Source organism: Micromonospora taraxaci (genome assembly GCF_007830095.1).
GTDB classification, from domain to species: domain Bacteria; phylum Actinomycetota; class Actinomycetes; order Mycobacteriales; family Micromonosporaceae; genus Micromonospora; species Micromonospora taraxaci.
Genome location: NZ_VIWZ01000001.1, coordinates 2,955,936 through 2,975,333, shown reverse-complemented (window position 1 = coordinate 2,975,333; position 19,398 = coordinate 2,955,936). Strand labels below are relative to the sequence as shown.

Sequence of the window (19,398 nt, the reverse complement as noted above, 5' to 3'; positions counted from 1 at the left end):
GGCTGAGCCCGCATCCGGGCCGGTTGAACTAGGGACTCCGCTACCTCGTACGTTAGGGGGACAGGGGGAAACCGTCCCGGCGAGATTAGGGTCCCGACCAGGGTCTGATCTCTGGTACGAACGTAGGAGCCCGCGGGTTTCGCCGGGGGTGGGTCGTCGGCAGCACCGACGCCATCGCCACCGGCGGCCACCTCACGGGGGGAGAAAAGCGATGCCGTACGTCCTGGGGATAGACATCGGGAGCACCAATACCGCCGCCGCCGTCGCACGGCTGCACGGCACCACCTGGACCCGTCCCGAGGCCGTCCCGCTGCACGTCGACTCCACAGTCGTACCGTCGGTGCTGTGCCTGTCGGAGGACGGCTCGCTGCACGTCGGCGAGCCCGCGACCGACGACGGCAGCCGCACCACGCGCGACTTCGTCCACCGCATCGGCGACGACGTGCCCCTGCTGCTCGGCGGTGAGGCCTGCGCGCCGCAGACCCTCACCGCGGAGCTGGCGGCCTGGGTGGTGGAGCGGGTCCACGCCCTCGAGGGCGGCCCGGCCGAGGCGATCGTCCTCAGCCACCCGGCGGGATGGCGTCCCTACCGGCGGGAGGTGCTGCACCAGGCCCTGTCCGGCTTCGGCCTGCGCAACGTGACACTGCTACCCCGCACGGTCACGGTTGCCGAGAGCCACGCGGCGCGTGGGTTCGCGGGCAGCACGGCCGTCGTCTACGCGTTGGGCGGCAACAGCTTCGAGGCGGCGTTGGTGCGGCGCACCCCGCGCGGCACCTACGAGACGTTCGGCACCCCGCAGGGGCTCGACTCGCTGGGCGGGGCCGACTTCGACGAGGCGCTGGCCGAGCACACCCGTACCGCGCTGGCCCGGGAGTTGGCCGCCAGCGCACGCCGCGGCACCCAGGCGGCGTTGCGCGGGCTGCGCGCGGAGTGTGACCGGGTCAAGCGGGTGCTGACCGTCGACCTGACGGCCGACGTGGTGCTGGCCCTACCGAACGGCCCGGCCCGGATACCGGTGACCCGGGCTCAGTTCGAGGAGATGATCCGCCCGACGGTGCAGGTCACCGTCGACCTTCTCCTACGGGCTATGCGCAGCGCCAACCTGACGCCGGAGCAACTCGACGGTGTCCTGCTGGCGGGCGGTTCGACCCGCGTCCCGCTCGTCACCGAGCTGATCAGCGCGGCCCTCCCGGTCCCCGTCGAGGTCGAGCCGGACTCCCAGTTGACCGCCGCCACCGGGGCGGCGATGGCCGCCTGCCAGGTGGTGTCGCCGCGCGCCCGCCGAAACCCACCGGTCCGCGACGCGGCCCCGGTCAGCGGCAACGGTCGGGCCACCCTCCCGGCGCCCCGCCGCCCCCACCACGACACCACCGTTCCGGGCGATCCGCCACCGCGGCCCCCGGTCCGGGTCCTCCCACTGGACCTGCCGAAACCGTCCCGCCTGGCCTTGGCCCGCAGCCGGGGACGCGAAGGATGACCCCAATGATCATGAACGACATCGCCGCATCCGGGTTGACCCTGGATCGAGGGCCGCAGGTCCTGCTGGACACTGTCGGGCACAATCCGGCCGGGCCGCTCAGCGTCGGCATCGCCGGCCCGGGCGGCCACGGAAAGACCGCGCTGCTGACGGAACTGGCGCGAGTCCACCAGCGCGCCGGGATCGCCGTCCGCACCATCGCCCCCCAGCCGGGCGAAGCGGTCGACCCCGACACAATGGTGCTCGTCGACGACGCGCACCTGCTCGACGACGCACGCGTCGAGGTGCTGCTGCGCCTGGTCGCCACCCGCCGACACCGGCTGGTGGTCGCCCACCGCCCGTGGCCCCGGTCCGCGGCGCTCAGCGAACTGGTCGACGCGTTGCGCCGCGACGGGCAGGCCATGCTCCTCACTCCGTTCACCCGGGAGCAGACCGCCGCCTACCTCGCCCGCACACCGGAGCTGGGCAGCCGTGACGACCTGGTCGACTTCGTCCACACCCAGACCGGCGGCGTACCCCGGGACGTCGAACGGCTGGCCCGTGGCCTGGCCGGCGCGGAAACCCGGACCGACGCGGTGGTCAACCCACCCCGGTCGGTGGTCGCGGAGTTCGGACCGGACCTGGACGTCCAACCCACCGCCGTACGACGGTTGCTGCTCGCCGTCGCGGCGGGCGGGACGCTGCCGGTGAGCATGCTCGGCGCGCTTGTCGACAGGGAACCGGCGGCGGTGGACGACCTGATCGCCACGACCAGGGCGGCCGGGCTGCTCGGCGCCGACGGCCGGCTGACGCCGATCGTGCGACGGGCCGTCACGACGCTCAGCCCCACCACCGAGCGAACTGCGGTCTGGCGTCGGCTCACCGAGCTGCAACTCGCCCGGGGTGGTGCGGTGCTGCCGCTGGTCCGCTCCCTGCTCGCGGTGGGCGCGCTCGGCGACTGCCCGGTCACAACCCTGACCGCCGCGGCCACCGAGGCACTGGCCGACGAGCCGGCCTTCGCCGCCGAACTGTTCGCGGCCGCCACGGCGGCTGGCCGGCCAGCCGGCGCCGAGCAGGCGCTCGCCGCCGCGCTCGCCGGCAACCTCGACGACGCTCTCCGACTGGCCGACCGGCTGCTGGCCACGGCCACCCCACCCGACCGTCGCGAGGCGGCAGTGGTGGCCGCTACCGCCCTGGCACACCGGGGTCACGTCGGGCGCAGCGTGGAGCTGTACCGGTGGGCGGGCACCGCATCGGCGACGGCCTTCGCCACCATCGGCGGGATCGCCACCGGTGACCTGGGCGTCGCGGCCGAGCCACCGACGGGTGACCCCACCGGCGAGCCCCCGACCATGCACGCCAGCGCCGCCCGGCTGATGGCCACCGGGGTACGCGACAGCGTGTCCGGCCCGCCGACCGCCGCGCTCTCCGCCCTCGTCCAGGCCGCCGCGTTGCTGGAACCGGACGGGCGGGCGGCGCTCCTGCCGGACAGCCCGGCCGCGCTCGCCGCGTTGACCGCCGTGCACTGTGGTGAGCTGGAGATCGCCGAGCGGGTGTTGCACCGGGCCCTGGCCGCCGGTGTCGGTGGCCCGCTGATGGCACGCCGCCACCGGCTGTTGCAGGCCTGGATCCTGATGGTTCGGGGCGACACGCACGCCGCGACCGAACGCCTCGCCACTGTCACGCTCGACGGGCGTCAACTGGAGTCCCGCGACCTGCTCTTCGCCGCCGCGATCCGGATGGGCGTCAGCCGACGCAACAGTGACCTCGGCGCGCTCAAGCGGGGCTGGGGGCAGGCGCTGGAGGCGGTGGTCCGGCACCCCGTCGACCTGTTCACCCTGTTGCCGCTGGGTGAGCTGGCCATCGCGGGCGCACGGCTCGGTGACCTGGCCCGCCTGGAGCCATACCTGATCCAGGGGCGTGCGTTGCTGAGCCGACTCGGCGACCCCCCACTGTGGAGTGTCCCGCTGCGCTGGAGTGGCCTGCACGCCGCGATCCTGACCGCCGAGCCGGCGACCGCCGACGAACACGTCACCGCGCTGCTCGCCGCCGCCGACCACAGCCGGTACGCCGCAGTGGTCGCCGCCGCGGCACAGAGCTGGGTGGAGGTGCTGCGCGGCGACGTCGACCCGATCCGGGTGGAGGCCGCCGCCCGAGGGCTGCACGACACCGGGCTGTGCTGGGACGGCGCACGCCTCGCCGGTCAGGCCGCCATCCGCACCGCGGACCGACGGGCGATGACCACCCTGCTCGAATGCGCCCGCGCACTCCAGGGACGGCCGTCCGGCGGGCCGGCACCGGCGACCGGCGCCAGCACGACGCGGGTCGCCGGCCCCACCCAGCAGGGCCTCAGCGACCGCGAGTACGAGGTCGCCGAACTCGTGCTGGCCGGACTGACCTACCGGGAGATCGGCGACCGGCTCTTCATCTCGGCGAAGACCGTCGAACACCACGTGGCGCGGATGCGCAACCGGCTGAACTGTGCCAACCGCACCGAGTTGCTGGCCCTGCTGCGCACCCTGGTCGCCGACCGGGCCAGCGACACGGCCGGCCAGCCGTGGCCCCAGCGAGCCGTCCGGTGAGCGGGGCGGAACGTGACGCGTAACGAGGTGCGGCTGATCCGGCTCAGGCTGGTCGTGCTGGCCGCCGTGCTGGTCTCACTCTGGTCGTACGCGGCCTACGTGGCCAGCCAGGACGCGATGGATCTGCTGCGGGTGCGTGCCCTGGCGGACACCCTGGGCCAACCCGTCGACCGCCTGATCCTGGGCTTGCAAACCGAACGTCGACTCACCGCCGAGACGGTCACGAGAGCCGCGCCGGTGGCGGCACCGCTGGTCGAGGCGCGCCAGGGAACCGACCGCGCCACCGCCGAGATCCGCGAGTTCGCCGACGGCCGCGACCTTCGACTGCTCAGCGCCGGTGACGTCCGGGACCGGGCCGGTGAGCTGGTCCGGCGACTCGACGGTCTGAGCACGATCCGCGCCCGGGTGGACGCCGGGGGTCTCGACGTGGCCAAGGCGGTAGACGGGTACGACCAGGTCATCGACGTCGCCTTTCGGGTGTACGGCCCGGAGTGGGGCGCGTACGAGAGCACGCTGGCAGCCGACACCCGCGCGGTGATCGCGCTGGCCCGCGCCCGGGAGCTGCTCGCCCGGGAGGACACCCTGGTCAGCACGGCCCTGAGCACCGGTCGGCTCGGTGCCGACGAGCGGCGTCGGCTGACCGAGCTCGTCAGCAGCCAGCGGTACGCGCGCGGCGAGGCGGCGGCCGGGTTGCCCGCCGACGACCAGGGCGAATACCAGCGCCTGGTGGGCGGGCCCGACTTCGCGAACCTGCTCGCCCTGGAGGACCTGCTGCTCTCCGGCGACGCCGGCACCGCCCCGACCGGGGTCACCGTGCAGGCCTGGCGGGCCGCCGTGGACGCCTCGCTCGGCGCGTTGCAGACACTGGTGACGACCACCGCCCGCAGCAGTGCCGAGCGGGCGGCGCCGGGCGCGGCCGTGGTGATCGCGCGCACCGGCGCGGTGGTGGGGCTCGGCCTCATCGTCGTGCTCGTGCTCCTGCTGGGCTGGGTGAACACCGTCCGCCGCCTGACCGACGCGCCGACCAGGACGGACAACGACACCCCGGCCCCGGTCCCCGCACCGTCCGGCGCCGGCGGCACGACACCGGTCGGCGGCGACCACGACCTGTTCCTGCGACTGACCCGACGCAACCAGGCACTGCTGCGCGACCAGCTCAACCTGCTCGACGGGATGCAACGCCGGGAGCGGTCGGCCGAGGAGACCGGCGAGCTGTTCCAACTCGACCACCTCACCACCCGGGTTCGACGTAACGTGGAGAAGCTGATCGCCCTCGCCGGCGCGACGCCCGCCCGCCGCTGGCGGCGGCCGGTGCCACTGCTCGACGTGGCGCGCGGCGCGGTCGCCGAGGTGCCGGACTACCACCGGGTCCTGATCGCGCCGCACTGGCCGTGGTCGTTGGCGGGACCCGCCGTCACGGACGTCGTCCACCTGCTGTCGGAGCTGATCGAGAACGCCCTCGCCCACTCGGCGTCGGACACCACGGTCCGCGTCTCCGGCGAGCACCGACCGCAGGGCTGCGCGGTCCTGGTCGTGGACGACGGGTCCGGCCTGGACGCGTCCACGCTGGCCGAGGCGAACCACCTGTTCGACAGTCCGCCGCCGGACGGCCCTCCACCGGGTTTCGCAGGTCTGTACGCCGCCGCCGTGCTGGCCGACAGGTGCGGTGCCCGCGTCTCCCTGCGTCCCAGCCAACGAGGTGGGACGGCGGCGATCGTGCTCCTCCCGGCCGCGCTGGTCACGCCCCGCGGCGACGCCCCCGGCGCGGCCACCGCAGCACCCGACACCGCCTATCCGCCCACCCGCGACGCCGTCGACCCGCCCGCCCCGAACGGCGACGGCGCGCTGCCGACGCGGGTTCGCCACGGCGGGCCGCCCGGCTTCGGAAACGACAGGACCAGCCTCGACACGGTCGAGATCCCGATCGCCAGAACAGCAAGGAGACATCCATGACGTCCGCAGTGGTCACCAACGACGGCCTGACCAGTGCCCTGGACCGCCTGGTCGACCGAGTGCACGGCGCGGAGTTCGCCGTGGTGCTCTCCCCCGACGGGCTGCCCCTCGGCGGCTCGCGGCAGGTGGGGGCGGAGCTGGTCGAGCAGATCTCCGGTGTGGTCGCCGGCCTGATCGGGTTGGGGCTGGCCGCCACCCGCGTCTGCGAGGGGGGTGCGCTCCGTCAGGTGGTGGTGCAGATGTCGCGGGCGTTCCTCTTCATCGCCACCATCCCGAACGGGACCATCCTCACCGTGCGGATCGCCGGCGATGACGTCGAGGTCGGCGACATGGCCTACGAGGTGGCGATGTTCGTGGGGCAGGCCGAGCGGCACCTGCCCATCCGTCTGGGACCGGCCTCCTCGGCGACGATCGGGGACACAGGTGCGCAGCACCGGCACCGCTGACGAGGCGTGGTACGACGACGAGGCGGGACCGGTAGCCCGGCCCTACACGATGACCGGCGGGCGTACCGCGCCCACGGGCAGCCAGTTCGACCTGATCGCACTGGTCGTCGCCCGTCGAGGGGTCACGCCGCCCACGCCGCTCTTCCCTGAACAAGCGCGGCTCGTCGAGCTGTGCCACCATCCAGTGTCGGTGGCCGAGGTCGGCGCCGAGCTGGACCTTCCGTTGGGGACCGTTCGGGTGCTGCTCGGCGACCTGCTCACGGCCGGGCTGATCGAGACGCACGACCCGCCGATGCTGTCGGAGCTGCCGACCGCGGATCTGCTCGAGGCGATCCTCGTCGGGCTTCGCGGTCTGTGACAGGGCCGATGACATCAGCGATCCGCACGGATCGCTGACGCATCCGGCGACGAACCGAAGGGGAGACAGGCAGTGCCGGCAACACCACCCCAACCACGCCGTACCGTGGCGATCATCCTGCTGGACCGGATCGTGGCTCTCGCCACGGCCACACGGCGGGTGCTCACCGGTCGGGACGACGTCTCGCGGGCCACCTGGGTGGCCGCGATCGCGGCGCTCGGGGTGCTGGTCGTGACGGCCGTCGCCGTCATCGGACTGCTGCGTACGCCGGAGAAGCTGACGCCGGTGACCCTCGACGCGCCGCCGTCCGCCGACCAGGTGGGCACGCAGGCGCCGGAGACCCCCCGGGCGCAGGCACGGCCGGCGGCGAGCAGTCCGACGGCGTCCGCTCCCCCACCGGTCGCGTCGGCCACCCCTTCAGCGCCGACGGTCGGGGCGTCGACCCGGCCCACCCCCAGCGGTGCGACCGCCTCGCCCACGCCGGCCGCCCTGAACGCCGACTTCTCCATCGCTGACAACGCGTTGCTCAGTTACGGAGCGGCCGTGACGATCACCAACCCCGGGCCGGTGTCGGTGCCGCAGTGGACGCTGACCGTCACCCTGCCCCGGGAGTCGCTGCGGGTCAGCGGCGTCGAGGGCGCACGGGCCAGCCGCGACGGTGCGGTGTGGACGTTCGTGCCGGACGGAAGCGCCGGTCAGGTGCCGGGCAGCGCGTCGGTCCGGGTGACGTTCCGGGTCAACGGCTCACCGGCGGGTGCGGCCCCCGAGGCGTGCACCATCGACGGGACCGCCTGCACCGGCCTGACGCACTGACCTCAGGCTGACCGGCGCCGGTCGGGAGCGGTACACCGAGCGTTCCGTCGACGGCAACGCCTGATTGATCACCAGTTCGAGGCCGCTTCGTACCGTTCCGGCCATGACTGTCCTACCCGCACCATCGTCGCTCGAACGCACCGGGTCGAGGTTCGGCACCCTGCGTACCCGGGTCGCCGCCACCGTCGCCGCCCTCGCCGTCACCGGCGCTGCCGGCGCGGTCGCCCTCGCGACCTCGTCGCCGGCCACCGCCGGGCCGGGCAGCGTCGTCGTTTCGGAGAGCTTCTCGTCCGGGTCGCTGCCCGCCGGTTGGAACGCGGTCGACGGCACCTGGAAGGTCGAGAACGGCCGGCTGTATGGAACGTCCGCCAGTTCCAGCGACAACAACAAGATCACCTTCGGTCGGCACCTGAACGACTTCCGCCTCGAGGCGACAATGCGCTTCGAGACGGTCTCGGCCGCGACCCGCTGGGCCTCGCTCGGCATCGACGTCCCGGCCGACGGCGCGACCCCGTGGTGGATCGCCACCATGCGCAGCGGCACCACCGCCGCCAACGGTCTCGAGTTCGCGCAGCGCACCACGGCCAACGCCTGGGTCGTGACGAACACCGCCTCCGCCCCGTACGCCGCCGGCACCGGTCGGGACGTCCGGGTGGCCGTCGAGGTGCACGGCAACCAGGCCCGCTGGATCTTCGACGGCCGGGAGGCGATGCGGACGAACAGTCTCCAGCGCTCCGCCGACGGCGTGCAGGGGCTCTTCGTCAACGGCGCGACGGTCTCGTACGACGACGTCACCGTCACCGAGCTGGCGGCGAACGGGTACCTGCGACCCAAGGGCAGCCCGTTCACGGTGATCGCCCACCGGGGCGCGTCCGCCGCCGCACCGGAGAACACCCTCGTCGCGCAGGAGATCGCGCGTCGCGGCGGTGCGGACTGGATCGAGAACGACGTCCAGCCGAGCAAGGACGGCGTCCCGTTCATCCTGCACGACTCGACAGTCGACCGGACCACCGACGGCACCGGCACCATCCGGAACCTGACCGCCGCGCAGATCAAGGCACTCGACGCCGGCTCCTGGTTCGGCCCGCAGTACGTCGGCGAGCGGGTGCCCACCCTCGCCGAGCAGTTGGCGGACCTGCGGACCCGCGGCGGCAACCTGCTCCTGGAGATCAAGGGCAAGCACACCCGCGACGAGGTCGCGACCATCATCAAGGTGATCCGGGACGAGCAGATGACGGGCCGGGTCTTCGTCCAGAGCTTCGAGGTCGACGCGCTGCGGTACACCTACGAACTCGCCCCCGAACTGCCGCTGGGCCTGCTACGCAGCACCCTGGACGCCGATCCGGTGGCCATCGCCCGGGAGCTGCACCTGACCGCGTACAACCCGGACGGCAACGCGTTGCTGGCCAAGCCGGAGGTCGTCGCCCCGCTGCACGCGGCCGGGGTCGCAGTGATGGCCTGGACGATGGACTCGGCCGGCCTGTGGCAGCGGTTGGAGCGCATCGGTGCGGACGCGATCATCACCAACCGCGCGGCCGAGCTGGTCGGTTGGAACTCCGCGTTCCTCCAGCGGGCGTCGGCCGACCCGACCGTGGAGATCACCTCGCCGGCCGACGGCGCACGACTGGACCGGGCGCAGTCGCCGGTGATCGCCATCGCCGCGACCAACGCGGACACCGTCACCGTCACGCTCGACGGCAGGAAGTCGGCGGCCGGGCGCAAGCTCGACCTGGCCAAGCTGACCGCCGGTCGGCACACCATCTCCGTCCAGGTGAGCGGGCCCGACGGTGCCGCCACCGCGACGAGCGCCTTCACCGTGACGGTGAGCCAGGCCGGCCTCGGCTACCTGGTCCTCACCTCCGGGGCCGATCCGGGCGCCGTCACGGCGATGACCACCAAACTGGTCCACGCCCAGTACGCCGAACTGGCTACCTACGCCGACCGGCAGGCCGGCAAGCTGGTGCCGGCCGAGGTCGCCAGCGTCATCGCCGCCGACGCCCGCACCCTCGCGCTGAAGTAGCACCCCCGCACGTTGGTCCCCGCCGTCGCGCTCGACGGCGGGGACCGACGTCATCTCAGTGGACGGTCACCGGTGATTCAGCCCGTTCACCCTGCTCCCCTACCAGTGGCAAAGCCGGGGCCAACGCCGCCAGCATGCACAGGCCAGCGATGGGGAGAAGGTCGAGCGTGACCACCGGCAGGACGATGCCACCGAGCAACAGCGGAACGCTCCACCACGGCAGCCGCCGCCGGGCCGCCAGCATGCCGGCCAGGACGACCAGGCCGAGGAAGAAGAACTGGGGTACGACGTCGTAGAAGGCCACCTCGACGCCGGGGATGTCCTTGAAGTCCGCGCCGAGCGCCGACATCTCCGCCCGGTCGGCGGCCAGGAGCCCTTCGACGATGTCGGCACCGAACTGCACCATTGTCGCGGCGAGCCCGACCAACGTGAGGGCCACCACCCCGTCGCGCCACCGGCTGCGCGGCAGCAGACGGGACAGCGCGAGCACAGCCGGCACGAAGCACACCATGCCCGCGAGGGCGACCAGGTGCGCGGCCTGCCAGTCGAACCCCGGGCCGTAGACCCCGTCGGACCTACCCCAGAGACGTACCAGGCCGTAGGCGGCGATACCGACCGGGCCGGCGATCAGGAAAAGCGCAGCGCGTTTCATGCCCGCCATCATCTGACCGCCGACATGTGCCGCGACTCCGGGAAGATCCCTTGCCCACCCCCGGATTCCAGCTCAGGTCTTCCACTGAGCAGACCCCCGGTGCGGGCTCCGCTCAGGCGCGCCAGACGGTCTGGGAGCCGGCCAACGCCGCCTCCTGGTAGGGCGTGCGCGGCGAGCCTCCGGCGATGACCTCCACCGGCCACTTCTGCTTCAGCGACACCCACAGGTGCGACATCACGCCAGAGTACGTCGACAGCTCGTCCGTGCCCTCGGCCACCTGCAACACGTACGCCCACGTCGCCGCGTCGGGCGCGCCGTCGAGGGGGGCACGCCAGGCGCGGTGCAGGGCGAGGCCGTCCCAGTTCGGGGCGTCGGCGGAGAGCAGCGCGTCGGCCGGCGCCGGATCCGGGGCGTCCGCAGGGCCGTCGGGCACGAACCGGTACGACAGTGGCGGCACCTGCTCCACGACGGGCACCTCGGCCAGGTCGGGACCGTCGGGTTCGCCGACGAACGTGCGCATCAGGTCGCGTTCCTCGACGGTGACACCGACGCCCTGGTACGCCAGGCTGAGCAGGAGGGTGGCGTCGGCCAGGTCCAGCTCGCCTGCGGCGTACTGCTCTCGGACACTGCCCAGGGCGTCGTCGGAGAGTCGGCCCGCGAGCCGTCGGCACACCTCGCCGACCGCCGCGTACATCTTGGTGTCCATGGTGGTCATCTCTTCTTGTAGTCGCCCAGCTCGGTCCGCGTGACGTTGCCCTGGCCGTCCTGGACCACTCTGATGATCTTGTTGCCCTTCGGGCCCTCCCAGGTCCAACTGCCGTCGCCGCCGACGTCGGGATTACTGTATCGGGGCGGGTTGCCCATCGGGATTCCCTCCGGCGCGGGGTTGGGCGCCGGCGGGTTGAGGATGACTCCCGGGTCGGTCTTTCTCGACGGGAAGGCGGTGCGGATCTCGCCGTCGGCGAGCACTGTCGTCTTGACCTCCACCCCATCCACGACGCCGACGTAGTCGTAGGCCCACACCGGGTTGCCGTCCGCGTCCTTGGTCGGGTTTGGCCCCCTGGTCGGTGGCCCCTGCTGCGTCACCCGGTGCGCGGCGTCGAGGATCTTCGCCTCGTCCCAGCTCTTCGGGAACTCCGTCTTGTTGGAGAAGCCGGTGCCCGCGAGGTGGCCGCCCTGCCGGCCACCGTCGCCCTCGAGGATGTGTTTCCTCGACGCGTCGCTGTGGTGGATGCCCCCGGCGGGCGGCGGCGTGGTCGGCGCGGGAGGGCGGGTCGGCCTCGGCGGTGTGGTGGTGGACCCCTGGCCGACACCCGGCGGATGGCCCTGCTGCCGCGCCTGGCCGGTGGCCTGCTGGGCGCTGGAGATGCCGTTCGCGGCGTTGATGCCGCCGTAGCTCCTCGGGGGTCTACCCGCGCCACCGCCGCCCGTGCCGCCACCGCTGCCGCCACCGGGTCTTCCGGCCCTCGCCATGGACGCCTTATCCGTTCACGATGCGGGTGAGGTTGGTCAGGCTGGTGATCAGCGCGCCCACGTACATCAGGATGCGCCCGGCCCACTTGACGACGGCGGCCGTGATCTGCGCGGCGATGACCGGGATCGTGACGACGAAGATGGCCTCGACGGCCCAGACGACCACGCGCGCCACGAGGTCTGCGATGAGGTCGCGCACGATGTCGCGGGTGAAGGCCACCAGGTTGCCCGCGCCCTCGGTGGCCGCCGCCAGCGCTGCGGAGACCGCGCCGAGGCCACCGAGAGCCTCGACGTTGTGGTCCATCAGATTGTGGTACGCCACAGCGGCCTGGCCATACCACTCGGGCAGGTCACCATCCAGGTGCGACCGCAGGTCGTTGGCCATGCTGTGCAGCTCGGCGGCCATGTTGTTCCAGGTGGCGGCGTGCGAGGCCACCACGTCGGGCATGCCGGTGAGCTTGTCGAGCATGTCCCGCAGCGGCTCGAAGTATTCCATCGCCCAGCCCAGACCGTTGGCCAGCAACGCGCTGAAGGGGTCCAGCACTGTCACCGCCGCGTCCAGCCCGAACGCGGCGCCCGCGAGCAGGTCGTCGACCCAGCCCTCACTCCTGATCGCGTCGACCAGCCCCTCGACACTGTCGGCCAGGGAGGCGCCCGTCCAGACCTCGCGGGTGGACGTGACGTCGGCGACCAGCGACATGTCGGTCATCGCGCAGCCCTCACGGCGTCAACTGGCTTCCGACGTTGGTGATCAGGCTGGCGTTGTCGTCGTCGACCGCGTCGTAGTCGTCGGCCGTGCGGCGCAGCCCGGTGGCGGCCAGCGTCAGGTTCTCCTCGACGCCGGCGAACAGCTCGTCCTGCCGAACGTGTTTGCTCTCCAGGACTCCGGCGATCCACCCGCACAGCAACCCGTACGCCGAGTCGTCCTGCGCGATGTGCGCGCTCGCCGCCTTCACCGCCGCGAAGCGCGCGGCCAGCGCGTCGATGTTGCGCGCGTGGGCACGGATCTCCTCCGCGTCGACAGCGAAGCCGTCATCCATCGAAATCACCGCCAGCTTCGGTGGTCGTCGCCGCGCCCCCGCGTCATGATCATCAGTGCTGGAGTCTAACAAGCACCGTCCATCCAGGTGACCCCACGCCAGCCCCGCGCCGACCGGGCTCACCTGTCGACGATGAGCGGGGCGTAGTCGGCGCGGGTGAGCGGTGCGACGGACAGGGAACCGTCGGCCCGGGGCACACCGAGGGCTCTGCCGTCGCGCAGGAAGGCCACAGTGGTCACGTCCCCTCGGCTGGTCAGGGTGCACACGATCTGCCCGAAGGCGAGGACTTCGTCGCTACGGCCCGCATCGTCGGCGGGCGCGTCCACCGTCACCAGGGCCTGCATGCCGGTCACTGTCACACCAGCCGCGTTGACCGCACCGGGCAACGCAGTGGTCAGGCTGCTGTCGCGTTCGGCCCCGGTGGGCCCGGCGAGCAGATGCCGCAGGTGCTCGGCGACGCTGGGTGGGTCGTCGGCGCGCCGGACCACCGGGACGATCCAGTTGTCGCGGACCAGGCAGAGCGTCTCGACCGCGCGGCCGGCCGGCGCGGTGGCGTCGGCGGGAGCAGCGCTCCGCAACGGCCCGCGCGGGGGCTGCACCGGCCGAGGGCTGTCGTCGGTGGGTATGCCGCAGCCGGCCAGCAGCACAGTGAGCGCCAACGGGGCGAGACGACGACGGTTCACGGCAGACTGCCCGGCAGCGTGACCCGGAAACGCGCGCCGCCTCCGGGGCGGTCGACGACGGTGACGTGCCCCTCGTGCGCGGCGGCGTGCTGGGCCACCAGCGCGAGCCCGAGCCCGGTGCCGTCACCAGCGCCGCGCGTGTGGGCGACTCTGCCCCGGACGAAACGGTCGAAGATCGCCTCACGATCCTCCACGGGCACGCCCGGGCCGTCGTCGTCGACCTCGATCACCCCGGCGGCACCGTCGCGGCACAGGCGGACCGCCGCCGGGCCGGCGCCGTAGGTCACCGCGTTGTCGAGCAGGTTCGCCAGGACCTGGGCGATCCGCCGCCGCTCCACCTGCCAGGTCCGGGGTACGTCCGGCGCCAGGTGGACGAGACCGACCGGCAGGTCGTACGCGTGGCAGGCCTCCCCGGCCAACGTGACCACGTCCACCGGGGCCCGGTGGGCGGGCTGGTCGCTGCGGGCCAGGTCGATCAGGTCGTTGACCAGTCGCTGGAACCGGTCGATCTCGTCGGCGACGAGGCCGGCGGCGGTCGCCGTCCGCTCGTCCTGGTGTTCCCGTCGACGGGCCAGGACGCTGGCCGCCGCGGCGAGGGTCTGCAACGGTGACCGCAGCTCGTGGCTCACGTCGGCGGCGAACCGTCGATCCCGCTCGATGCGGCGGGCGAGTTGGTCGACCATCTGGTTGAACGACGAGGAGAGGCGGGTCAGGTCCGGATCGGTGGCCGGGTCCAGCCGGGCCGTGACGTCACCGGCGGCGATCTTCTCGGCCGCGTCGGCGACCGCCGTCAGCGGTCGTAGCCCGTGCCGGGTGGCGTACCAGCCGAGGGCCGCACCGGACCCGGCGACCAGCACCGCGACGGTCGTCAACGCCAGCGCCAGGACCTGCAGCGTCTGCTCCAGCTCGCGCAGCGAGTTGACCTCGAAGTAGGCCGCCGTGGAGGACAGCGGCACCCCGACCACCAGGGCTGGTTGCCCGGCGACGCGTACCCGCTGCACCGCCGGTTCCCCGGCGGCGACGACCCGGCGCATCTCGGCGGGGATGGCGGCGGTGGTGCCGGGGTCGGCGGCGCGCGCGTACCACTCGCCGTTGAGGTGGAGCACCGGCCTCCGGCTCCCGCCGGTGTCCAGCGACCGGAGCACCTCCACCACGTCCGGGGTGTCCGTGTCGAGCCCGGCGTGCACCACGGCGGCGTCGAAGTAGGCGGCGCGCACGGCTATGCGTTCCCGGTCGTCGAGCAGGGACCGACGGGTCAGCTCGTAGGAGACCAGCGCCATCGACGCCGAGAGCAGCAGCGCGCCCACGGTGAACGCCCCCGCAACCCTGGTCCGCAGGCCGAGTCGTCTCATCGCTGGAGCTTGTAGCCCAGACCCCGCAGGGTCACCAGGTGCCGGGGGTTCGCCGGGTCCGGCTCGATCTTCTGCCGCAGTCGCCCGACGTGCACGTCCACCAGCCGTTCGTCGCCGCTGTCGTACCCCCAGACGCGTTGCAGCAACTGCTGCCGGGACAGCACCCGGCCGGCGTGCTCGGCCAGCTCGCAGAGGAGCCGGAACTCGGTGCGGGTGACGGTCACCTGCTGGCCGGCGCGGCGTACCTCCCCCGCTTCCGGGCTGATCTCCAACTCTCCGAAGGCAACCGCCGGCACCGGGTCCGGCGTCGACACCGCCGCCAGCGGTCGGGCGCGGCGACGCAGTGCCCGTAGTCGGGCGGTCAGCTCCCGGATCGCCACGGGCTTGACCACGTAGTCGTCGGCGCCGGCTTCGAGGGCGGCCACGATGTCGTCGGTCTCGTCCCGGGCGCTGACCACAACGATCGGAACGTCGTCGTCCCGGCGCAACTGCCGGATGCACTCGAAGCCGTCGAGCCCGGGCAGCATCAGGTCGACGAGGACGTAGTCGGCCGGGTGGTGGCGCTGGGCGCGCAGACCCTCCTCGGCCGTGGCCGCGCCGAGGGCGTCGTAGCCCTCGTCCTCCAATGCGAGCAGCAGCGCGAGCCGGATGCGGTCGTCGTCCTCGATCACCAGTACGGCCGTCATGTCGGAATCATCCTCGGCCGGTCGCCGGGTGACCAACCATGTCGGCCAGCCGGCAGTTTTGTCACACAACTGTCATAGACCCTTGCGGAGATCGCCAACCCCGCCCAGCACGGTGGTAGTCGACCGAGCGGTGAGGAGAGGGGTACGGCCATGACAACGCCCGTGCTGCCCACGCGGTACACGCTGCCGCTGGTCGAGGTGCGCGTCGCCGAACTCGACCTGGCCTGCCTGCCGGAGGTCGGTGCGATGTTCGACCGGGTGCTGGCCCTGTGCCCCGCGCAGGTGGTGGTCGACCTGTCCGACTGCCGGCATCTCGACGCCGCCGCCATCGGTCTGCTCCTCGACGTGCACCGGCGGTTGTCCCGGGCCGACGCGGTGCTCACCGTCCGCAACCCGAACCCGCGGGTCGGGCGCATCCTGCACATCGCCCACCTGGACCAGGTGCTGTCGATCGTCACCGATCCGGGCGTGGCGGCGCAGACCGCACCAGGCCAGACCCGGACGTAGGAAGGACCCCAGCATGACCGTCGTCCCGGACGAGTACCTGATGACCCTGATCTGCGACACCTGCGGCGAGACCATTCGCGGCACCGCGTGCGTGCTCCCCGACGCCGAGGTCGTCTGGACCCTGGTGGCCGAGCACGGCTGGAGCGGTTCCCCGTTCGCCACCGGCCCGCACCGCTGCCCGCCGTGCAGCTTCCTGCCACCCCCGCGTGGCGGCAACGGGTCGTGCGACGACCACGGCCCCGGCGGCATCCTCGGCATCGACCACCTGGACGACGTGACGGTCATCGCCGCCACCGGCGACATCGACCTCGACAGCGGCGACACGCTGCGCACCGCGCTGCGACACGGGGCCGAGGTGGGTGGGCACGTCGTCGTCGACCTGACCCGGGTGCACCTCATCGACTCGACCGGGCTCGGTCTCCTCGTCCGCGCCCACCGCGACGCCCGGGAACGCGGCGTCACGCTCTGCCTGGCGGCCCCGTCGCGGTTCATCCGCACCGTCCTGCACACCATGCGCCTGGACGGAGCGTTCCCGATCTTCGAGAGCCTCGACGACGCCCTCGTCCAGTTGTCCGGCGTGACCAGCCCGGCAGCAGCGCGCTGAGGAGGGCGATCGGATGCCGCGCGACCGGGTGGTGAGCATCGCTCATGCTGGAGTGGTGATTCGCTTCGTACTGAACGTGTTGTGGCTCGTCTTCGGCGGCGGCATCGTGCTCGCGGTCGGGTACGGCTTCGCCGCCCTGATCTGCTTCGTCCTGGTCGTCACCATCCCGTTCGGCGTCGCGTCGCTACGCCTCGCGGTCTACTCGCTGTGGCCCTTCGGCCGCACAGTGGTGCCCAAGCCCGGCGCGGGCGTCGCCTCGGGGTTGGCGAACGTCCTCTGGGTGGTGCTGGCGGGCTGGTGGCTCGCGCTGTCCCACATCCTCGCCGGCATCGCCCTCTGCGTGACGATCATCGGGATCCCGTTCGGCATCGCCAACTTCAAGCTCGTGCCGGCCGCGTTCTGGCCGCTCGGCCGTGAGGTCGTCGACGCTCCCTGAGCCGCTGCGAGGTCGCGGACACGTCCGTCCGACCGGGGGAAGGGGACCAACGCACCCCTTCCACTCCTAACGTATATCGCACTGGGGGGCTTGCGGCAAGACCCCGTATATGACGCAAAATCGTCGGCCGAAGCCAGATTCGGCCGAAATGGAAGTCGTGAATTGCATTCCTTGCCGCACTCCGTGTTCGAACTCCCCGATCGCCTCTCCCCCAAGGCCGCCCCGGCGCTGATCGCCCGCGACGAGCGGCACTTCGCGGCCATGGCGGAGAGCCTCGCGCAGGTGACCGCCGATCTGACCGAGCGCCTCGAAACCGCCCGCAGAGCCCCTGGCGGTAAGGGTCGGCAGGCGGTGGACCGGGACGACGAGGTCCGCCGGCTGAGCGCCCGCCTGCGGTCGCTCAGCCGCTACGGACTGGACCTGTGCCTCGGCCACGTGGTCGAGGCGGGCAACCCCGATCCGGTGTACGTCGGGCGTCGCGGTCTCACCGACAGCGAGGGACAGCGGTTGCTGCTCGACTGGCGGTCCCCGGCGGCCGAGCCGTTCTTCGGCGCCACCCATGCCAACCCGATGGGCCTGACCAGCCGCCGCCGGTACCGGTGGACGCGCGGCCGGATCAGCGACTACTGGGACGAGGTCTTCACCACTGACGGGTTCGTGGGGCACGCCGCCGCGCTCGACGACCAGTCCGCGTTCATCGCCAGCCTGGGCAGCGCCCGGTCGAGCCGGATGCGCGACGTGCTCAGCACCATCCAGGCCGACCAGGACGCCATCATCCGGGCCGGGTCGGCCGGCGCGCTCGTCGTGGACGGCGGTCCGGGCACCGGGAAGACCGTCGTCGCCCTGCACCGCACCGCCTACCTGCTCTACTCCGACCCGCGTCTCGGTCAGCGTCGGGGTGGAGTGCTCTTCGTCGGGCCGCACCAGCCCTACCTGGCGTACGTGGCCGACGTCCTGCCCAGCCTCGGCGAGGAGGACGTGCAGACCTGCACCCTGACCGACCTCGTTCCCGAGGGTGCCACGGCGACAGTCGACACCGACCCGGAGGTGGCCCGGCTGAAGTCCTCCGCCCGCCTGGTCGAGGTGATCGACGCGGCGGTCAGGTTCTACGAGGACCCGCCTGGCACACCGATGACGATCACGACCGACGACGCCGACATCCGGTTGAGCGCGGACGACTGGGTCGACGCGTTCCAGGCGCCCGGGCCGGGAACCCCGCACAACGAGGCGCGCGACGAGATCTGGGAGGAGTTGCTCACGATCCTCGTCGACAGGTACGACGGTGACGTGCCGGACGACGCACTGCGGGCTTCGCTGCTGCGCAACCAGGCGCTGCGGTCGGCCTTCAACAGTGCCTGGCCGGTGCTCGACGCGGCCGACGTCGTCGGTGACCTGTGGTCGGTGCCCGCGTACCTGCGCAGGTGCGCGCCGTGGCTGAGCCCGGAGGAGGTACGCACGCTGCAACGCGCCGACGCCCAGGCCTGGACCGTGTCCGACCTGCCGTTCCTGGACGTCGCACGGCAACGGCTCGGCGACCGGGAAGGTGCGGGCCGCAAGGGTCGGCACGACCCGGCCGCCGCGGTGGAACGGGAGCACATGGCCCGGGTCGTCGACGAACTGCTCGCCGCCGACGCCTACGACGACGGTGAGGGTCTGCTGGCGATGCTGCGTCAACCGGACCTGCACGAGGTCCTGGTCGACAACTCGGCACTGTCGGACGCCGATCCGGACCTGCTCGCCGGCCCGTTCGCACACATCGTCGTGGACGAGGCGCAGGAACTGACCGACGCCCAGTGGCAGATGCTGCTGGCGCGATGCCCGTCGCGCAGCTTCACCATCGTGGGCGACCGCGCCCAGGCCCGGCACGGGTTCACCGAGTCGTGGCAGGAACGCCTCCACCGGGTCGGACTGGACCGGATCAACCTGGCCTCGCTGACCATCAACTACCGGACGCCGGCGGAGGTCATGGCGGTGGCCGAGCCGGTAATCCGGACCGTGCTGCCGGACGCCAACGTGCCGACGTCGATCCGTGGCAACGGGCTGCCCGTCGTCCGGGGATCGGTGTCCGAGTTGAGGTCGACGCTCGACACCTGGCTCGCCACGCACGCCGACGGGATCGCCTGCGTCATCGGTGACCCGACGGTCCCGCCGACGGCCCGCGTCCGGTCACTGAGCCCGGAGCAGGCCAAAGGGCTGGAGTTCGACCTGGTCGTCCTCATCGACCCGGACACGTTCGGCACCGGTATCGAAGGGGCCGTCGACCGCTATGTGGCGATGACCCGGGCCACCCAGCAACTCGTGATCCTGACCAGTGCCTGACGCGCTGCCGCTGTCGAC

The 19,398-nt window shown here is 72.4% G+C and carries 19 protein-coding genes; 11 read left to right on the top strand and 8 right to left on the bottom strand.

From position 1 onward, the window contains the following. Positions 1 to 211: 211 nt before the first annotated feature. The 7 genes from FHU34_RS13785 to FHU34_RS13755 all read left to right on the top strand — a co-directional run bounded on the left by FHU34_RS13785 (position 212) and on the right by FHU34_RS13755 (position 9,628). Positions 212 to 1,477 carry an Hsp70 family protein gene (locus FHU34_RS13785; RefSeq protein WP_167524820.1) on the top strand — a complete coding sequence of 422 codons (1,266 nt, stop codon included), beginning with the start codon at positions 212 to 214 and terminating at the stop codon, positions 1,475 to 1,477. A gap of 5 nt (positions 1,478 to 1,482) precedes the next feature. Continuing rightward, complete coding sequence (locus tag FHU34_RS13780) at positions 1,483 to 4,038, top strand: helix-turn-helix transcriptional regulator (RefSeq protein WP_208744994.1); 2,556 nt, start codon at positions 1,483 to 1,485, stop codon at positions 4,036 to 4,038. 12 nt (positions 4,039 to 4,050) lie between these two features. After that, positions 4,051 to 5,991, top strand: a complete 1,941-nt coding sequence (locus FHU34_RS13775; protein WP_145780437.1) for a sensor histidine kinase — start codon at positions 4,051 to 4,053, stop codon at positions 5,989 to 5,991. Continuing rightward, positions 5,988 to 6,437, top strand: coding sequence for a roadblock/LC7 domain-containing protein (locus FHU34_RS13770; RefSeq protein ID WP_244311664.1), 450 nt, complete (start codon positions 5,988 to 5,990; stop codon positions 6,435 to 6,437). The genes FHU34_RS13775 and FHU34_RS13770 overlap by 4 nt, the downstream gene beginning before the upstream one ends. Further along, positions 6,415 to 6,795, top strand: a complete 381-nt coding sequence (locus tag FHU34_RS33655; RefSeq protein ID WP_280116482.1) for a DUF742 domain-containing protein — start codon at positions 6,415 to 6,417, stop codon at positions 6,793 to 6,795. The genes FHU34_RS13770 and FHU34_RS33655 overlap by 23 nt, the downstream gene beginning before the upstream one ends. Positions 6,796 to 6,867: 72 nt before the next feature. After that, entirely contained in the window at positions 6,868 to 7,608 is a 741-nt protein-coding gene (locus FHU34_RS13760; RefSeq protein WP_145780433.1) for a cellulose binding domain-containing protein, read from the top strand. A gap of 103 nt (positions 7,609 to 7,711) precedes the next feature. Next, the gene (locus FHU34_RS13755; protein WP_145780431.1) at positions 7,712 to 9,628 is read left to right on the top strand and encodes a glycerophosphodiester phosphodiesterase; all 1,917 of its coding nucleotides are present in this window, start codon (positions 7,712 to 7,714) and stop codon (positions 9,626 to 9,628) included. Between the two features lie 55 nt (positions 9,629 to 9,683). On the opposite strand, the gene FHU34_RS13750 is transcribed toward FHU34_RS13755, so the two are convergent. The 8 genes from FHU34_RS13750 to FHU34_RS13715 form a co-directional block, all read right to left on the bottom strand. Beyond that, the gene (locus FHU34_RS13750) at positions 9,684 to 10,280 is read right to left on the bottom strand and encodes a hypothetical protein (protein ID WP_145780428.1); all 597 of its coding nucleotides are present in this window, start codon (positions 10,278 to 10,280) and stop codon (positions 9,684 to 9,686) included. Between the two features lie 112 nt (positions 10,281 to 10,392). Continuing rightward, on the bottom strand, positions 10,393 to 10,995 hold the full coding sequence (locus FHU34_RS13745) for a hypothetical protein (protein ID WP_208744993.1): 603 nt from the start codon (positions 10,993 to 10,995) through the stop codon (positions 10,393 to 10,395). Continuing rightward, positions 10,992 to 11,753, bottom strand: a complete 762-nt coding sequence (locus FHU34_RS13740) for an EndoU domain-containing protein (protein WP_145780426.1) — start codon at positions 11,751 to 11,753, stop codon at positions 10,992 to 10,994. The genes FHU34_RS13745 and FHU34_RS13740 overlap by 4 nt, the downstream gene beginning before the upstream one ends. 7 nt (positions 11,754 to 11,760) lie before the next feature. Next, entirely contained in the window at positions 11,761 to 12,462 is a 702-nt protein-coding gene (locus tag FHU34_RS13735) for a WXG100 family type VII secretion target (protein ID WP_145780424.1), read from the bottom strand. A 10-nt stretch (positions 12,463 to 12,472) separates the two neighbouring features. After that, positions 12,473 to 12,793 (bottom strand): type VII secretion target, encoded by a 321-nt coding sequence (locus FHU34_RS13730; protein WP_145780422.1) that lies wholly within the window; start codon positions 12,791 to 12,793, stop codon positions 12,473 to 12,475. Positions 12,794 to 12,912: 119 nt separating this feature from the next. After that, complete coding sequence (locus FHU34_RS13725; RefSeq protein WP_145780419.1) at positions 12,913 to 13,476, bottom strand: GerMN domain-containing protein; 564 nt, start codon at positions 13,474 to 13,476, stop codon at positions 12,913 to 12,915. Beyond that, complete coding sequence (locus FHU34_RS13720) at positions 13,473 to 14,828, bottom strand: sensor histidine kinase (protein WP_145780418.1); 1,356 nt, start codon at positions 14,826 to 14,828, stop codon at positions 13,473 to 13,475. The genes FHU34_RS13725 and FHU34_RS13720 overlap by 4 nt, the downstream gene beginning before the upstream one ends. Next, positions 14,825 to 15,514, bottom strand: coding sequence for a response regulator transcription factor (locus tag FHU34_RS13715; protein ID WP_145780416.1), 690 nt, complete (start codon positions 15,512 to 15,514; stop codon positions 14,825 to 14,827). The genes FHU34_RS13720 and FHU34_RS13715 overlap by 4 nt, the downstream gene beginning before the upstream one ends. Positions 15,515 to 15,664: 150 nt before the next feature. Here FHU34_RS13715 and FHU34_RS13710 point away from each other — a divergent pair, with 150 nt between their 5' ends. The 4 genes from FHU34_RS13710 (at position 15,665) to helR (ending at position 19,380) form a co-directional block, all read left to right on the top strand. Continuing rightward, positions 15,665 to 16,021 (top strand): STAS domain-containing protein, encoded by a 357-nt coding sequence (locus FHU34_RS13710; RefSeq protein WP_145780415.1) that lies wholly within the window; start codon positions 15,665 to 15,667, stop codon positions 16,019 to 16,021. A 13-nt stretch (positions 16,022 to 16,034) separates the two neighbouring features. After that, on the top strand, positions 16,035 to 16,625 hold the full coding sequence (locus FHU34_RS13705; protein ID WP_145780413.1) for an STAS domain-containing protein: 591 nt from the start codon (positions 16,035 to 16,037) through the stop codon (positions 16,623 to 16,625). 55 nt (positions 16,626 to 16,680) lie between these two features. Then, positions 16,681 to 17,061, top strand: a complete 381-nt coding sequence (locus tag FHU34_RS13700; protein ID WP_208744992.1) for a YccF domain-containing protein — start codon at positions 16,681 to 16,683, stop codon at positions 17,059 to 17,061. Between the two features lie 171 nt (positions 17,062 to 17,232). Further along, entirely contained in the window at positions 17,233 to 19,380 is a 2,148-nt protein-coding gene (gene helR / locus FHU34_RS13695) for an RNA polymerase recycling motor ATPase HelR (RefSeq protein WP_244311663.1), read from the top strand. The last annotated feature ends 18 nt before the right edge of the window (positions 19,381 to 19,398 follow it).

Excerpts from the sequence above, each read along its gene's own strand:
- FHU34_RS13770 (WP_244311664.1), top strand. The coding sequence starts at position 5,988 with ATGACGTCCGCAGTGGTCACCAACGACGGCCTGACCAGTGCCCTGGAC.
- FHU34_RS13745 (WP_208744993.1), bottom strand. The coding sequence starts at position 10,995 with ATGACCACCATGGACACCAAGATGTACGCGGCGGTCGGCGAGGTGTGC.
- FHU34_RS13705 (WP_145780413.1), top strand. The coding sequence starts at position 16,035 with ATGACCGTCGTCCCGGACGAGTACCTGATGACCCTGATCTGCGACACC.
- FHU34_RS13735 (WP_145780424.1), bottom strand. The coding sequence starts at position 12,462 with ATGACCGACATGTCGCTGGTCGCCGACGTCACGTCCACCCGCGAGGTC.
- FHU34_RS13740 (WP_145780426.1), bottom strand. The coding sequence starts at position 11,753 with ATGGCGAGGGCCGGAAGACCCGGTGGCGGCAGCGGTGGCGGCACGGGC.
- FHU34_RS13715 (WP_145780416.1), bottom strand. The coding sequence starts at position 15,514 with ATGACGGCCGTACTGGTGATCGAGGACGACGACCGCATCCGGCTCGCG.
- FHU34_RS13780 (WP_208744994.1), top strand. The coding sequence starts at position 1,483 with ATGATCATGAACGACATCGCCGCATCCGGGTTGACCCTGGATCGAGGG.
- FHU34_RS13730 (WP_145780422.1), bottom strand. The coding sequence starts at position 12,793 with ATGGATGACGGCTTCGCTGTCGACGCGGAGGAGATCCGTGCCCACGCG.
- FHU34_RS13755 (WP_145780431.1), top strand. The coding sequence starts at position 7,712 with ATGACTGTCCTACCCGCACCATCGTCGCTCGAACGCACCGGGTCGAGG.
- FHU34_RS13720 (WP_145780418.1), bottom strand. The coding sequence starts at position 14,828 with ATGAGACGACTCGGCCTGCGGACCAGGGTTGCGGGGGCGTTCACCGTG.
- FHU34_RS13750 (WP_145780428.1), bottom strand. The coding sequence starts at position 10,280 with ATGAAACGCGCTGCGCTTTTCCTGATCGCCGGCCCGGTCGGTATCGCC.
- FHU34_RS13785 (WP_167524820.1), top strand. The coding sequence starts at position 212 with ATGCCGTACGTCCTGGGGATAGACATCGGGAGCACCAATACCGCCGCC.
- FHU34_RS13710 (WP_145780415.1), top strand. The coding sequence starts at position 15,665 with ATGACAACGCCCGTGCTGCCCACGCGGTACACGCTGCCGCTGGTCGAG.